Below are 14577 nucleotides of genomic sequence, written 5' to 3' on the forward strand. Positions count from 1 at the left end.
TTTTTTATTTCAGGCTAAATAATGACCGATTACTTACTGCTCTTTGTCGGCACTGTGCTGGTTAACAACTTCGTTCTGGTGAAGTTTCTTGGCCTGTGTCCTTTTATGGGGGTTTCCAAAAAACTGGAGACCGCGATGGGCATGGGGCTGGCGACAACCTTCGTCATGACGCTGGCGTCCATCTGCGCATGGTTGATTGATACCTGGATCCTGATCCCGCTGGACATGATCTATTTGCGCACCTTGTCCTTTATTCTGGTCATTGCGGTCGTCGTGCAATTTACCGAAATGGTGGTGCGCAAAACCAGCCCGGCGCTCTATCGCCTGCTGGGTATCTTCCTGCCGCTGATCACCACCAACTGCGCCGTACTCGGGGTGGCGTTGCTGAACATCAACCTCGGGCATAACTTCATGCAATCGGCGCTGTACGGCTTTTCTGCCGCCGTCGGTTTCTCACTGGTCATGGTTCTGTTTGCCTCTATTCGTGAACGTCTGGCTGCAGCGGATATTCCCGCACCCTTCCGCGGAAACGCCATTGCACTGGTGACGGCAGGTTTAATGTCTCTGGCCTTTATGGGCTTTAGTGGTCTGGTGAAGTTGTAATGAGTGCTATCTGGATTGCCATCGCCTCCATCAGCGTACTGGGGTTGGTGTTTGGCCTGATTCTGGGTTACGCCTCCCGCCGTTTCGCGGTTGAGGACGATCCCGTTGTCGAAAAAATTGATGAGCTGCTGCCGCAAAGCCAGTGCGGGCAATGTGGCTACCCCGGCTGTCGGCCTTATGCCGAAGCGGTTGGCGTGCAGGGTGAAAAAATCAACCGCTGTGCACCCGGTGGCGAAGCGGTGATGCTCAAAATTGCCGCCCTGCTTAACGTTGACCCGCAGCCTGTTGACGGCGATGCCGAGGTGCAGGAACCGGTTCGCGCCCTCGCGGTGATTGACGAAGCGAACTGCATCGGTTGCACCAAATGTATTCAGGCCTGCCCTGTTGATGCCATTGTGGGCGCAACCCGCGCCATGCACACCGTTGTGGCCGATCTGTGCACCGGCTGTAACCTTTGCGTGGCCCCCTGCCCAACGCAGTGCATAGAACTGCGCCCGGTTGAAACAACTACCGAAAGCTGGAAATGGGATCTTCAGACCATTCCGGTTCGCAATATTCCTGTGGAACAACATGCTTAAGTTATTTTCTGCTTTCAGAAAAGAGAAGATTTGGGACTTCGACGGCGGTATCCATCCCCCGGAGATGAAAACCCAGTCAAACGGCACGCCGCTGCGACAAATTCCGCTGGCGACGCGTTACGTCATGCCGCTCAAACAGCATATCGGCGCGGAAGGCGAACTCTGCGTTAAAGAAGGCGATACCGTTCTTCGCGGCCAGCCGCTGACCTTTGGTCGGGGACGAATGCTGCCGGTACACGCCCCCACCTCCGGTAAAGTGGTGTCGATCGCCCCACATACCGTCGCGCACCCTTCAGCGCTGTCTGAACTGAGCGTGATTATTGAAGCCGACGGCGAAGACCGCTGGATCGACCGTGACGGCTGGAGCGATTACCGTTCCCGCAGCCGCGAAGAGCTGATTGAACGCGTCCATCAGTTCGGCGTGGCCGGTCTTGGCGGCGCAGGTTTCCCTACGGGTACCAAACTGCGCGGCGGTGGCGACAAAATTAACACGCTAATCATCAACGCTGCGGAATGCGAACCTTATATCACCGCCGATGACCGTCTGATGCAGGACTGTGCCGCCCAGGTGGTGGAAGGTATTCGCATTCTCGCCCATATTCTGCAGCCACGAGAAGTGCTGATAGGCATTGAAGACAATAAGCCGCAGGCCATTTCCATGCTGCGGGCCGTGCTGGCGGGTTGCCATGATATTAGCCTGCGCGTAATCCCGACCAAATACCCGTCTGGCGGCGCAAAGCAGCTAACCCAGATCCTCACCGGTAAACAAGTACCGCACGGTGGCCGCTCCTCTGACATCGGCGTACTGATGCAAAACGTCGGTACGGCGTATGCGGTAAAACGTGCGGTGATTGACGGCGAGCCGCTAACCGAGCGCGTGGTGACGTTGACCGGTGAGTCGGTGTCCCGTCCAGGCAACGTCTGGGCGCGTCTGGGTACGCCGGTGCGTCATCTGCTGGAGCAGGCCGAGTTTTGCCCTGGTAGCGACCAGATGGTGATCATGGGCGGCCCGCTGATGGGCTTTACCCTGCCGTGGCTGGATGTCCCGGTCGTCAAAATTACTAACTGTCTGCTCGCCCCCTCTCCGACCGAGATGGGTGAAGAACAGGAAGAAAAAGGCTGCATCCGCTGCAGCACCTGTGCTGATGCCTGCCCGGCGGATCTGCTCCCGCAGCAGCTGTACTGGTACAGCAAAGGCCAACTGCACGACAAAGCGCAAGCCCACAATCTTGCCGACTGCATTGAATGCGGCGCCTGCGCCTGGGTCTGCCCAAGCAATATTCCGCTGGTGCAATACTTCCGTCAGGAGAAGGCCGAGATTTATGCCATCTCAATGGAAGAGAAGCGCGCAGCCGAAGCCAAAGCGCGCTTTGAAGCCCGCCAGGCGCGTCTCGAACGCGAGAAAATCGCCCGCCAGGAGCGCCATAAACAAGCTGCCGTTCAGCCTGGTGAGAAAGATCAGGACGCCATCAACGCTGCACTGGCGCGCGTGCGGGAGAAAAAAGCCACTGCAGCGCAAACCCTGGTGATCACGGCAGGCGAAAAACCGGATAACAGCGAAGCGATTGCGGCACGCGAAGCGCGCAAGGCCCAGGCTCGCGCCCGTCAGGCAGAGAAAGCAGAAACTGCCCAGCCTGAAACGGACGTCGATCCGCGTAAAGCGGCAGTTGAAGCGGCAATTGCCCGTGCCAAAGCCCGTAAAGCGGGCCAGCAGGACGTGGTTGTTGAGAAAGACGCTGAAGATCCGCGTAAAGCTGCCGTCGAAGCGGCCATTGCACGCGCGAAAGCGCGCAAAGCAGCGCAGCAGGCGCAAACTGCGGAGCCCGAAGTGCCGGTTGATCCTCGCAAAGCCGCTGTCGAAGCCGCTATCGCTCGGGCCAAAGCGCGCAAAGCCGCCCAGCAGGAAGAGCAGCCGCAGGCCGCAAACGACGATCCACGCAAAGCCGCCGTCGCCGCCGCGATTGCGCGCGTTCAGGCGAAGAAAGCCGCACAACAAGCAGTTAACGAGGATTAAATGGTTTTCAGAATCGCAAGTTCCCCTTACACCCATAACCAGCGCCAGACATCGCGCATCATGATGCTGGTCTGCCTGGCGGCGTTGCCAGGCATCGCCGTTCAGTTCTGGTTTTTCGGCTGGGGAACCCTTTTCCAGTTGGTCCTTGGCTGCGCCAGTGCGTTAGCGGCGGAAGCGCTCGTGTTGAAGCTGCGGAAAATGGCGGTCTCCCGCATTCTCGCTGACAACTCCGCGTTACTGACCGGGCTGCTGCTTGCGATCAGTATTCCACCGTTTGCCCCATGGTGGATGGTGGTGCTGGGTACCGTGTTTGCGGTGATTATCGCCAAACAGCTGTACGGCGGGCTCGGGCATAACCCGTTTAACCCGGCAATGATCGGCTATGTTGTTCTGCTGATCTCCTTCCCGGTGCAGATGACCAGCTGGTTACCACCCCATGAAATTGCCGCCACGGTTCCTGGCTTTATGGATGCCCTGCACGTTATCTTTACCGGCCATACGGCCCTCGGCGCGGATATGAACGCGCTGCGTATGGGCGTGGACGGTATCAGCCAGGCAACGCCTCTCGATACCTTTAAAACGTCACTGCACGCCGGGCACAGCGTTGAGCAGATCATGAAATCCGCCATCTACAGCGGCGTGCTGGCCGGTGCAGGCTGGCAGTGGGTCAACCTGGCGTATCTGCTGGGTGGCCTGTTCCTGCTGCAGCAGAAAGCGATCCGCTGGCATATTCCGGTCAGCTTCCTCGTGACGCTGGCGGTTTGCGCTACGCTGGGCTGGGTCTTCTCTCCTGAGTCACTGGCCAGCCCGCAGATGCATCTGCTCTCCGGCGCGACCATGCTGGGTGCATTCTTTATTCTTACCGACCCGGTTACGGCGTCCACCACCAATCGTGGCCGTTTGATCTTCGGCGCGCTGGCGGGTCTGCTGGTGTGGCTGATTCGCAGCTTTGGCGGTTATCCGGATGGGGTAGCGTTCGCCGTCCTGCTCGCCAACATTACCGTTCCGCTCATCGACTACTACACGCGTCCGCGCGTGTACGGTCATCGCTAAGGGTTTCGCCATGTTAAAGACCATGCAAAAACACGGCGTCACGCTGGCTATTTTCGCTGCGGTACTGACCGGCCTGACGGCGCTGGTGAACGAGCTGACCAAATCGACGATTGATGAGCAGGCGGCAAAGCAGCAAAAAGCGCTGTTTGATCAGGTGATCCCGTCTGACTTCTACGATAATGACCTGCAGAAAAGCTGCTTTGTTGTAGACGCGCCGCAGCTTGGGAAAGGCCCGCACCGCGTCTTTATCGCCCGCAAAGGGGATAGACCCGTGGGTGCAGTCATGGAAACCACGGCCCCCGACGGTTATTCCGGAGCCATTCAACTGCTCGTCGGCAGCGATTTTTCCGGTACCGTACTGGGTACCCGTGTGACGGAGCATCACGAGACGCCGGGACTTGGCGATAAAATTGAAACACGCTTAAGCGACTGGATTTTGCACTTTGCCGGTAAAGTGATCCACGGCGAAAATGATGCAGCGTTTGCGGTGAAGAAAGATGGCGGTGAGTTCGACCAATTCACGGGTGCGACCATCACGCCGCGCGCCGTGGTTAACGCCGTAAAACGCGCCGGGCTGTATGCTGAAACGCTGCCTGCGCAGATTAACAATCTTCCGGCCTGTGAGGAGTAGCCATGAGCCAGGTTAAAGAGGTTATTGTTCAGGGGCTGTGGAAGAACAACTCCGCGCTGGTGCAGCTTCTGGGGATGTGTCCACTGCTGGCCGTCACCTCTACTGCGACCAACGCACTCGGTCTGGGGCTGGCGACCACGCTGGTGCTGACACTGACTAACCTGTCCATTTCCGCACTGCGCCGCTGGACGCCTTCCGAGATCCGTATTCCGATTTACGTCATGATCATCGCGTCGGTGGTGAGTATCGTTCAGATGCTGATTAACGCTTACGCGTTTGGCCTGTATCAGTCGCTTGGGATCTTCATTCCGCTGATCGTCACCAACTGTATTGTGGTCGGGCGTGCCGAGGCGTTTGCCGTGAAGAACAGCCCGGCGATGTCGGCGCTTGACGGTTTCGCCATCGGTATGGGGGCGACAGGTGCCATGTTTGTCCTCGGCTCGCTTCGTGAGATCCTCGGCAACGGTACGCTGTTTGACGGTGCAGATGCGCTGCTGGGTGGCTGGGCAAAAGCGTTGCGTATTGAAGTGTTCCACACCGATACGCCATTCCTGCTGGCCATGCTGCCGCCGGGTGCTTTCATTGGCCTTGGCATGATGCTGGCGATAAAATACCTGATCGATGAAAAACGTAAGCGCCGCGCGGCTGAGCGTAGCGTTCTGGAAGGGACACCCGAGAAGGCTTCATGAATAAAGAAAAGCGCATTGCGATCCTGACCCGTCTGCGGGACGAGAACCCGCACCCAACGACGGAGCTGAATTTTACCTCCCCGTTTGAGCTGCTGATCGCCGTGTTGCTCTCTGCGCAGGCTACCGATGTCAGCGTCAATAAAGCCACCGCCCTGCTCTATCCGGTGGCCAATACGCCGAAGGCGATGCTTGAGTTAGGCGTCGAAGGCGTGAAGTCGTATATCAAAACCATCGGCCTGTTTAACAGCAAGGCCGAGAACGTCATCAAAACCTGCCGGATTTTGCTGGAACAGCACGGAGGCGAAGTGCCGGAGGATCGCGCCGCGCTGGAGGCATTGCCCGGCGTCGGACGCAAAACGGCGAACGTGGTGCTGAATACGGCCTTCGGCTGGCCGACTATCGCCGTCGATACGCACATTTTCCGCGTCTCTAACCGCACCAACTTTGCACCTGGCAAAAACGTTGAACAGGTTGAGGAGAAGTTATTAAAAGTCGTTCCGGCGGAATTTAAGGTCGACTGTCATCACTGGCTGATTTTGCATGGCCGCTATACCTGCATCGCACGCAAGCCTCGCTGCGGCTCCTGCATCATCGAAGATCTTTGCGAATATAAAGAAAAAGTCTACTCCTGATCGCTTTAGTGTTTTTACTCCTGAATCAAAACCCTACAAAAGGAAGGTCATCTGCACACCTTCCTTTTGACCGTAATTTGTCCGCTTTTTCGCTATCCCACCTTATGGATTGTTCGGCCGTTTAACACTCAAACAGGTTAATAGTTTTTTCATCACCAAAAATTTCTATACATCTGTGATCAAGATCACTCTGATAACGTCATGTTGGATTTTTGTTGTCAAACCCCTCGTAAAACCTTTGCCTGACAAGAATTAACCGTTCATTTACCGCATATAAGACCAGTCATTTTTCAGATTATGGGCTATATCACTACCTTAAAGGTCAAATAGCAGAACATATCGCCATATCGGGCTGAAAAGGGGTTTTGGGTAGTGAAAAAAACCAACAAAACGCAACGGATGAAATTTAACGCTGAATAACATTTGTGTGACCCGTGGATTATACCACCCCAGTTATATGTAACAGAGTATTTCAAACATATTGCCAGATGGGTCAGGATAGTGAACATTACCCGCCGTTTCCCCTCCCAATATAACTATAAAGCGGATGGACTACGGTCATCACGCTATGAACACCCCCGTTAATATGGGATGTAAAAAAAGAGGTATATGTGTCTACTGCAAACAATAAACCAACAAATGAAAGCGTGAGTCTCAACGCTTTCAAACAGCCGAAAGCGTTCTATCTCATCTTCTCTATCGAGTTATGGGAGCGTTTTGGTTATTACGGCCTGCAAGGGATCATGGCGGTTTACCTGGTTAAACAACTGGGTATGTCCGAAGCGGATTCCATCACGCTGTTCTCCTCCTTCAGTGCTCTCGTGTACGGTCTGGTTGCAATCGGCGGCTGGCTGGGTGACAAAGTCCTCGGCACCAAACGCGTCATTATGCTGGGCGCCATTGTCCTGGCGATTGGCTATGGTCTGGTTGCGTGGTCTGGACACGATGCGGCTGTGGTCTATATGGGTATGGCAACGATTGCCGTCGGTAACGGTCTGTTCAAAGCGAACCCGTCCTCCCTGCTCTCTACCTGCTACAACAAAGATGACCCACGTTTGGACGGTGCATTTACCATGTACTACATGTCCATCAACATCGGCTCATTCTTCTCCATGCTGGCAACACCATGGCTGGCAGCGAAATTCGGCTGGAGCGTGGCCTTTGCGCTGAGCTTCGTAGGTATGCTGATCACCGTTGTGAACTTCCTGTTCTGCCGCAGCTGGGTTAAAGACTACGGTTCTAAGCCAGACTTCGAACCGGTTCACATGGGTAAACTGCTGGCCACTATCGTGGGCGTTGTCGTTCTCGCCGCGATCGCCACCTGGCTGCTGCACAACCAGGGCGTTGCACGTGCGGTTCTGGGCGTGGTTGCGCTGGGTATCGTCTGCATCTTTGCGAAAGAAGCCTTCGCCATGCAGGGCGCTGCACGTCGTAAGATGATTGTCGCGTTCATCCTGATGCTGGAAGCGATTATCTTCTTCGTGCTGTACAGCCAGATGCCAACTTCCCTGAACTTCTTCGCTATCCGTAACGTTGAACATTCAATCCTCGGTATCGCGTTCGAACCTGAGCAGTTCCAGGCCCTGAACCCGTTCTGGATCATGATTGGTTCCCCGATTCTGGCCGCTATCTATAACAAGATGGGCGACCGTCTGCCAATGCCGCACAAGTTCGCCGTGGGCATGGTGCTGTGTTCTTGCGCCTTCCTGGTGCTGCCGCTGGGGACGAAATTTGCGTCCGACGCGGGTATCGTCTCCGTTAACTGGCTGATCCTGAGCTACGCCCTGCAGTCTATCGGTGAGCTGATGATCTCCGGTCTGGGCCTGGCGATGGTTGCACAACTGGTGCCACAGCGTCTGATGGGCTTCATCATGGGTAGCTGGTTCCTGACCACTGCGGGTGCGGCAATCATTGCAGGTAAGATTGCTAACTTGATGGCGGTTCCGGAAAACGTGACTGACCCACTGCTTTCCCTGAACGTATACGGCACCGTGTTCATGCAGATTGGTATTGCCACAGCGGTTATCGCTGTGCTGATGCTGCTGACCGCGCCTAAGCTGAATCGCATGACTCAGGACGACGACAAAACGTCTAAAGCGACTGAAACCGCTACCGCGTAATGTCATCGGGAAACGACTGAATGGAAAGAAGCCGCTAAAGCATTAGCGGCTTTTTTTTTATCCGAACGCGCACTAACATAGCTGATACCTCAGCAAAAAGGAGTTACCGATGAAACTGTTCTACAAACCGGGCGCCTGCTCTCTTGCTTCCCATATCACTCTTCGCGAGAGCGGCAAAGATTTCACGCTGGACGGCGTTGACCTGATGAAAAAGCGCCTCGAAAACGGCGATGATTTTTTCGCGATCAACCCGAAAGGACAAGTTCCGGCTTTGCTGCTGGATGACGGTACGCTGCTGACCGAAGGTGTGGCGATTATGCAGTACCTGGCCGACAACGTGCCGGATCGTCAACTGCTGGCACCAACAGGCAGTATCTCTCGCTATAAAACCCTTGAGTGGCTTAACTACATCGCGACCGAGCTGCACAAAGGCTTTACGCCGCTGTTCCGCCCGGACACGCCGGAAGAGTACAAACCGACCGTACGTGCGTTACTTGAGAAAAAGATGCAGTACATTAATGAATCACTGAAAGACGATCAGTGGATCTGCGGCGCGCGTTTCACCATTGCTGATGCGTATCTGTTTACCGTTCTGCGCTGGGCGCGCGCGGTGAAGCTGAACCTGGAAGGGTTAGATCATATTGCGTCGTATATGGAACGCGTCGCGGCACGCCCTGCGGTTGCAGCGGCGCTGAAGGCGGAAGGGTTGAATTAATCCGAGCGCTCTGTATTGCCGGGTGGCGCTGCGCTTACCCGGCCCACACTATCCCTGCTCTTACAATTGGGTTGCGCTGAAATAATGCTCGGGCTTCGCGATACGATCCTGCGCTGCCACCACCTGCAGCTCATATTCCTGCATGTTTTTCGTCGCCATCATAATTTCATAAACGGCTGCGGTCACATGCTCAAGCGCATCCCGCAGAGCCGTCCCCTGGAGCAACTTCACCAGCAGCAGGCCGCTGGTCACATCGCCCACCCCTACCGGCTGACGCGTACCAAAATCCACCAGCGGACGGCTGATGTGCCATGCCTCGTCTTTCGTCACCAGCAGCATCTCAAAACGGTCCTGGCTTAACCCTGCGCGCGCAAGATGCTTCACCAGTACAATCTCAGGCCCCTGAGCAATTAGCTCGCGAGAGGCGCTTACAGCCTCTTCTACGCTGTTGACCGGATGCTCGCAGAGGATTTCAAGCTCGATCAGATTTGGCGCAATAATATCGCTGGCCGGCAGCGCGTGGCGGACGTGGAATTCCGCCACGCCTGGCGCGACAATACAGCCCTTTTCTGGGTGGCCCATGACCGGATCGCAAAAATACTTTGCCGCCGGATTCGCCGCTTTCACCTGACGAACGATCCCCAGGATGTGTTCACCCTGCTCTGCCGAGCCAAGATAGCCGCTCAGTACGGCGTCACAGCGCTTGAGCTGGTCGATTTCGGCAATACCCTGCACAACCTCCGTCAGATGCGATGGCGGCATCACGCAGCCGGTCCATTTGCCGTATTGCGTGTGGTTTGAAAACTGTACGGTATTGAGGGGCCAGACGTTGGCACCGAGGCGGCGCATCGGGAATTCCGCTGCGCTGTTGCCAGCATGCCCAAAAACAACGTGGGACTGGATGGCGAGGATGTTCTTCATTTTTTCTTACCAAACCCTGTAAAAACAAAAGGGGCGTGGTTTCCCACGCCCCTGTGTACTTTTAATTACTTCCAGCAGACCAGACAGTAATTTTTCTTACCGCGACGCAGCAGCGTGTAACGTCCGTACAGACGATCGCCGTCAACGAAGGTGTATTCCGGGTCAGTCTGCTTCTCACCGTTAATGGTGATGGCGTTAGACGCGATGGTTTTACGCGCCTGACCGCGAGACGGCTGCAGCTCAGAATCCACCAGCGCCTGCATCAGGTCAGCCCCTTTTTCCATCTCAACCATTGGCACGCCGTCCTGCGCCAGCTGTTCGAAGTCCGCTTCGCTCAGATCGCTCAGGGTACCGTTGAACAGGCTTGCGGTAATGCGTTTTGCCGCGGCCAGACCTTCTTCACCGTGAACCAATTTGGTCACTTCGTCCGCCAGCACGTACTGCGCGCGCGGCGCTTTACCGCTGTTTTTGTCTTCTTCTTCCAGCGCATTGATTTCTTCAATGTCCATAAAGGTGAAGAACTTCAGGAAGCGATAAACATCGGCATCCGCCGTGTTGATCCAGAACTGGTAGAATTTGTACGGGCTGGTTTTCTTCGGATCGAGCCACACCGCGCCGCCTTCAGTTTTACCGAATTTGGTGCCGTCGGCTTTGGTGATCAGCGGAACGGTCAGGCCGAAGACCTGATTCTGATGCAGACGGCGGGTCAGATCGATACCGGAGGTGATGTTACCCCACTGGTCAGAACCGCCAATCTGCAGGGAAACGCCGTGCAGTTTGTTCAGGCAGGCAAAGTCATAGCCCTGCAGCAGGTTGTAGGAGAACTCGGTAAAGGAGATGCCCTGGTCGTCACGGTTCAGACGCTGTTTCACGGCTTCTTTGTTAATCATCTGGTTAACAGAGAAGTGTTTGCCGATATCACGCAGGAAGGTCAGCACGTTCATGCCACCAAACCAGTCGTAGTTGTTAGCAGCAATTGCGGAGTTGTCGCCACAGTTGAAGTCGAGGAACGGTGCCACCTGTTTGCGGATTTTATCCACCCACTCCTGCACAGTGTCTTCTGTGTTCAGTTTACGCTCAGCGGCTTTGAAGCTTGGGTCACCAATCAGACCGGTCGCGCCGCCCACCAGGGCAACAGGCTTATGGCCCGCCATCTGGAAGCGTTTCAGGCATAACAATGGAACAAGATGCCCCAAATGCAAGCTGTCAGCGGTGGGATCGAAGCCGCAATAGAGCGCGATCGGGCCTTGCGCCAGTCGCTCTGCTAACGCTTCCTCGTCCGTCACCTGGGCCACGAGGCCCCGCTCTTGCAATTGTTTAATCAAGTTACTGCTTGCCATCAAATTCTCCATGTATAAACGACTGCACCTTTGCCGGTACACGACTTTTCGCCTGATGCGAAAGGACCATAGAATAAAGCGCAAGCGCGGTGCGCGCTAGCGCTTAAATCAACAAATTTCGGGGATTACGGTGCCAGTCTGTCGATTTTCCAGCCGCCGTTGTCGCGCTGGTATAAAAAGCGGTCGTGCAGGCGGTGTTCGCCCCCCTGCCAGAATTCCATCTGCTCAATGGGGATGCGGAAACCACCCCAGAAGCTTGGCAGCGGCACTTCGCCCTGCTGGAACTTCTGTTTGAGCTCGAGGAATTTGCTTTCCAGCACGCCGCGGGCAGAAATACGGCTGGACTGTTTTGAAACCCAGGCGCCAATCTGGCTGTCGCGCGGGCGGCTGTGGAAATACTTCACCACTTCCAGCGTCGAAAGACGTTCCGCTTTGCCTGTCACCATCACCTGACGCTCCAGCATGTGCCACGGAAACAGCAGGCTGATGCGAGGATTGTTTTCCAGGTGGTGCGCTTTGCGGCTGCCCAGGTTGGTATAAAACACCAGCCCTTTCTCGTCATAATGCTTGAGCAATACGATGCGCTGATACGGTTGACCGTTTTCATCAACCGTCGCGACAACCATGGCGGTGGGGTCGGCCAGTTTCGCTTCGCAGGCCTGTTTCAGCCAGCGTTCGAAAAGCACAAGGGGTTCAGCGGGAAGATCCTGGCGACGCAGGCCGCCTTTGGTGTATTCACGGCGCAGATGCGCAATTTGCTGCAGTTCGTCGTTATCTGACATGGCGTTAGCTGACATTGAGAGTGGGAGGCGCTATTGTGCGCCGCCCCTGTAAAAATCTCAACGCTTCGGATTTTCGAGCTGGCAATTGTTCAGCACAATGCGGTCACGTTTGTAGACCGTTGCGCTGTCACCTTTCGACCAGAACACGTAAATCCCGTCGGTATAACGCGCCCCGGAAGCCGACATCCCCTGTTTCAGGGTCAGCAGTTTGTTGTCGTAGACAAAACTGGCTTCCTGACGCGGATTATTCAGCTTAACGGTCAGCGGCTTTTCATCGCAGCTATACTCCAGCGTATCGGTCTGCATGCGCTCAAGGAGCTGGTTATAGACGCTGCATCCTGACAGCAATAAAGGCGCGGCAATAAGAAGAAGTTTTTTCATGGGCGTATTCCGAAGACTTTCCTGGTCCTGGAGGACATCGCTGCCCTCCTGTTTCGTTCCATTCTAACGACGACACGCCACGATGAATTTCAGTTAACTCTGATTATGACGCGGATTTGCCGGGAAAATCGCCCCGAGGACGCTTGCCTCCCGCGCGCCGGTGACAGAAGGTAAATTACCGGGCAAACCGGCAACGGTACGCCAGGCAAGCCAGGCGAAAGCCAGCGCTTCCATATCATCACCGCTGATCCCGGCTTCATCCGTTGTGGTGACTTCGGTACCCGGCAGCAGCCCCGCCAGACGCGCCATCACCAGCGGATTGCGGCTCCCTCCGCCACACACCAGCAGGCGTTCGCACCCTCCGCTGAGGAGAACCTGTTCGGATATCGACACTGCGGTCAATTCGGTGAGCGTGGCCTGAACATCCTGTGGTGCCAGCGCAGGGAACTGCGCCAGCTGGCGTTCAAGCCAGCCGTAGTTGAAATACTCGCGCCCCGTACTCTTCGGCGCGGGCAGCGCAAACCAGGGATCGCTTAGCATGGACTGCAGCAGCGGAAGAATGACTTTGCCTTCGCTGGCCCACTCCGCGTCTTTATCATAGGGCTTCCCGCACTGACGCCAGATCCAGGCATCCATTAACATATTGCCCGGCCCCGTATCGTACCCGCGCACGGGCTGGCCGGGTATCAGCATCGACAGGTTTGCAATCCCGCCGATATTAAGCACCATACGGCGCTCAACCGGATGTGCCAGCAACGCGTGATGGAACGCGGGCACCAGCGGCGCACCCTGCCCGCCCAGCGCAATATCGCGGCGACGAAAATCCCCCACCACGGTGACACCTGTTTTTGCCACAATCTGATTATTATCACCGATTTGCAACGTGTGCGGCGCGTCGCCGGTGGGTTCATGCCAGACAGTCTGACCGTGACAACCAATGGCGACCACATCCTGCGGTTGCAGATTCTCTTTGCGCATCAGGCCTAAAACAGCCTCTGCAAACAGCGCCCCCAGCCGCACATCGAGCTGTCCCAGCTGCGAAAGCGTCAGTTGTTGACCCTGGCAAATGCTCAAAATGTCTTCTTTGAGCGAAACGGGGATAGGCCAGGTCAGACTCGCCTGCTGCGCCACCATGTTTTCATCAATGGCGGCCAGAACGACATCGACACCGTCAAGACTGGTTCCAGACATCACACCGATATAGCGACCCGATTTCATGCGCTTTCCTTACGTTGAGTGGGCTAAGGATAACCACTCCACCATAAACAGCGGTGCTTTGCTATGCGGAGATAATATTTTTTAACAATGTCAGACAGTCGGCACGCGGGAAGTCCGTTTATCTTCCGTTAAGCCAAATTCAAGTACAATTTTCTGATAGTTAGTGCAAAGATATGAAGTATGGCCCGTAATGCCATATAATTTAGCCATAATGGATGCCCGAACCGGGCGTTTTGGGTGAACAGGAGATTCAAATGATTTTACGTGTACTGGGCGTTTCGCTGATTGGTTTAACACTCGCTGGTTGTGTGAATGACAGTTCACTTTCTGGCGACGTCTATAGCGCTTCTGAGGCTAAACAAGTTCAGAACGTGACTTACGGTACCATTGTTAATGCGCGTCCTGTTCAAATTCAGGGCGGCGATGAAAACAACGTAATGGGTGCTATCGGCGGTGCGGTTCTGGGCGGCTTCCTCGGTAACACCGTAGGCGGTGGTACGGGCCGTTCTCTGGCGACAGCAGCAGGTGCCGTTGCCGGTGGTGTCGCAGGCCAGGGCGTTCAGGGTGCAATGAACAAAACCCAGGGCGTGGAGCTGGAAATCCGCAAAGATGACGGTAGCACCATTATGGTCGTTCAGAAACAAGGCAACACCCGCTTCTCCGCTGGCCAGCGTGTTGTTCTGGCGAGCAATGGCCGTCAGGTGACGGTTTCCCCGCGTTAATCTGATAACGGATGTGGCTCTCGGGCCACATCCGTTTACAAAATACATCATTTGAATGAATATATTTACAATATATATTTATTGCACTTATTATTAATGTTATCTGATATTGTTTCTGCGCAAAGTATTTATTGAATTAATAGTTTAGACTCGTCGCAATTACCTCTTTTAATTCATT

At 55.3% G+C, this 14577-nt stretch carries 15 protein-coding genes; 10 read left to right on the plus strand and 5 right to left on the minus strand.

Translation table 11 applies throughout. The annotated features are described in order from the left end of the window. Positions 1 to 21 precede the first annotated feature (21 nt). The 9 genes from rsxA (at position 22) to gstA (ending at position 9035) form a co-directional block, all read left to right on the plus strand. Positions 22 to 603 (plus strand): electron transport complex subunit RsxA, encoded by a 582-nt coding sequence (gene rsxA, locus HV355_RS14385; protein ID WP_010430378.1) that lies wholly within the window; start codon positions 22 to 24, stop codon positions 601 to 603. Beyond that, the gene (gene rsxB, locus HV355_RS14390; protein WP_042716342.1) at positions 603 to 1181 is read left to right on the plus strand and encodes an electron transport complex subunit RsxB; all 579 of its coding nucleotides are present in this window, start codon (positions 603 to 605) and stop codon (positions 1179 to 1181) included. Before rsxA ends, rsxB begins: the two co-directional genes overlap by 1 nt. Further along, positions 1174 to 3195 carry an electron transport complex subunit RsxC gene (gene rsxC, locus HV355_RS14395; RefSeq protein ID WP_182402406.1) on the plus strand — a complete coding sequence of 674 codons (2022 nt, stop codon included), beginning with the start codon at positions 1174 to 1176 and terminating at the stop codon, positions 3193 to 3195. The genes rsxB and rsxC overlap by 8 nt, the downstream gene beginning before the upstream one ends. Continuing rightward, positions 3196 to 4248 carry an electron transport complex subunit RsxD gene (gene rsxD, locus HV355_RS14400; protein ID WP_089599515.1) on the plus strand — a complete coding sequence of 351 codons (1053 nt, stop codon included), beginning with the start codon at positions 3196 to 3198 and terminating at the stop codon, positions 4246 to 4248. A 10-nt stretch (positions 4249 to 4258) separates the two neighbouring features. Next, the gene (rsxG, locus tag HV355_RS14405; protein WP_182402408.1) at positions 4259 to 4879 is read left to right on the plus strand and encodes an electron transport complex subunit RsxG; all 621 of its coding nucleotides are present in this window, start codon (positions 4259 to 4261) and stop codon (positions 4877 to 4879) included. A gap of 2 nt (positions 4880 to 4881) precedes the next feature. Then, on the plus strand, positions 4882 to 5568 hold the full coding sequence (locus HV355_RS14410; RefSeq protein WP_010430367.1) for an electron transport complex subunit E: 687 nt from the start codon (positions 4882 to 4884) through the stop codon (positions 5566 to 5568). Further along, positions 5565 to 6200, plus strand: coding sequence for an endonuclease III (gene nth, locus HV355_RS14415; RefSeq protein ID WP_042719087.1), 636 nt, complete (start codon positions 5565 to 5567; stop codon positions 6198 to 6200). The genes HV355_RS14410 and nth overlap by 4 nt, the downstream gene beginning before the upstream one ends. 611 nt (positions 6201 to 6811) lie before the next feature. After that, positions 6812 to 8320: a dipeptide/tripeptide permease DtpA gene (dtpA, locus tag HV355_RS14420; RefSeq protein WP_089599511.1), complete on the plus strand. Its 1509-nt coding sequence runs from the start codon at positions 6812 to 6814 to the stop codon at positions 8318 to 8320. Positions 8321 to 8429: 109 nt separating this feature from the next. Next, on the plus strand, positions 8430 to 9035 hold the full coding sequence (gene gstA, locus HV355_RS14425) for a glutathione transferase GstA (protein ID WP_023299960.1): 606 nt from the start codon (positions 8430 to 8432) through the stop codon (positions 9033 to 9035). Between the two features lie 60 nt (positions 9036 to 9095). Here gstA and pdxY read toward each other — a convergent pair whose 3' ends face one another. The 5 genes from pdxY to anmK form a co-directional block, all read right to left on the minus strand. Continuing rightward, a complete protein-coding gene (gene pdxY / locus HV355_RS14430) occupies positions 9096 to 9956 on the minus strand; it encodes a pyridoxal kinase PdxY (protein WP_120158808.1) in 861 nt (286 codons plus the stop codon). A 65-nt stretch (positions 9957 to 10021) separates the two neighbouring features. Beyond that, on the minus strand, positions 10022 to 11296 hold the full coding sequence (gene tyrS, locus HV355_RS14435; RefSeq protein ID WP_108416861.1) for a tyrosine--tRNA ligase: 1275 nt from the start codon (positions 11294 to 11296) through the stop codon (positions 10022 to 10024). A gap of 125 nt (positions 11297 to 11421) precedes the next feature. Next, positions 11422 to 12078 carry a pyridoxamine 5'-phosphate oxidase gene (gene pdxH, locus HV355_RS14440; RefSeq protein WP_003857601.1) on the minus strand — a complete coding sequence of 219 codons (657 nt, stop codon included), beginning with the start codon at positions 12076 to 12078 and terminating at the stop codon, positions 11422 to 11424. A 57-nt stretch (positions 12079 to 12135) separates the two neighbouring features. Then, the gene (gene mliC / locus HV355_RS14445; protein WP_182402410.1) at positions 12136 to 12459 is read right to left on the minus strand and encodes a C-type lysozyme inhibitor; all 324 of its coding nucleotides are present in this window, start codon (positions 12457 to 12459) and stop codon (positions 12136 to 12138) included. A 93-nt stretch (positions 12460 to 12552) separates the two neighbouring features. Then, complete coding sequence (anmK, locus tag HV355_RS14450) at positions 12553 to 13677, minus strand: anhydro-N-acetylmuramic acid kinase (protein WP_089599506.1); 1125 nt, start codon at positions 13675 to 13677, stop codon at positions 12553 to 12555. Positions 13678 to 13931: 254 nt separating this feature from the next. Here anmK and slyB point away from each other — a divergent pair, with 254 nt between their 5' ends. After that, positions 13932 to 14399, plus strand: a complete 468-nt coding sequence (gene slyB, locus HV355_RS14455; protein ID WP_010430343.1) for an outer membrane lipoprotein SlyB — start codon at positions 13932 to 13934, stop codon at positions 14397 to 14399. The last annotated feature ends 178 nt before the right edge of the window (positions 14400 to 14577 follow it).

Origin of the sequence: Enterobacter sp. RHBSTW-01064 (genome assembly GCF_014103035.1) — a bacterium.
Lineage (GTDB): Bacteria > Pseudomonadota > Gammaproteobacteria > Enterobacterales > Enterobacteriaceae > Enterobacter > Enterobacter mori.

What these genes read in the sequence shown, in the direction of transcription:
- rsxA (WP_010430378.1), top strand. Translation starts at nt 22, where the DNA reads ATGACCGATTACTTACTGCTCTTTGTCGGCACTGTGCTGGTTAACAAC.
- rsxB (WP_042716342.1), top strand. Translation starts at nt 603, where the DNA reads ATGAGTGCTATCTGGATTGCCATCGCCTCCATCAGCGTACTGGGGTTG.
- rsxC (WP_182402406.1), top strand. Translation starts at nt 1,174, where the DNA reads ATGCTTAAGTTATTTTCTGCTTTCAGAAAAGAGAAGATTTGGGACTTC.
- rsxD (WP_089599515.1), top strand. Translation starts at nt 3,196, where the DNA reads ATGGTTTTCAGAATCGCAAGTTCCCCTTACACCCATAACCAGCGCCAG.
- rsxG (WP_182402408.1), top strand. Translation starts at nt 4,259, where the DNA reads ATGTTAAAGACCATGCAAAAACACGGCGTCACGCTGGCTATTTTCGCT.
- HV355_RS14410 (WP_010430367.1), top strand. Translation starts at nt 4,882, where the DNA reads ATGAGCCAGGTTAAAGAGGTTATTGTTCAGGGGCTGTGGAAGAACAAC.
- nth (WP_042719087.1), top strand. Translation starts at nt 5,565, where the DNA reads ATGAATAAAGAAAAGCGCATTGCGATCCTGACCCGTCTGCGGGACGAG.
- gstA (WP_023299960.1), top strand. Translation starts at nt 8,430, where the DNA reads ATGAAACTGTTCTACAAACCGGGCGCCTGCTCTCTTGCTTCCCATATC.
- pdxY (WP_120158808.1), bottom strand. Translation starts at nt 9,956, where the DNA reads ATGAAGAACATCCTCGCCATCCAGTCCCACGTTGTTTTTGGGCATGCT.
- tyrS (WP_108416861.1), bottom strand. Translation starts at nt 11,296, where the DNA reads ATGGCAAGCAGTAACTTGATTAAACAATTGCAAGAGCGGGGCCTCGTG.
- pdxH (WP_003857601.1), bottom strand. Translation starts at nt 12,078, where the DNA reads ATGTCAGATAACGACGAACTGCAGCAAATTGCGCATCTGCGCCGTGAA.
- mliC (WP_182402410.1), bottom strand. Translation starts at nt 12,459, where the DNA reads ATGAAAAAACTTCTTCTTATTGCCGCGCCTTTATTGCTGTCAGGATGC.
- anmK (WP_089599506.1), bottom strand. Translation starts at nt 13,677, where the DNA reads ATGAAATCGGGTCGCTATATCGGTGTGATGTCTGGAACCAGTCTTGAC.
- slyB (WP_010430343.1), top strand. Translation starts at nt 13,932, where the DNA reads ATGATTTTACGTGTACTGGGCGTTTCGCTGATTGGTTTAACACTCGCT.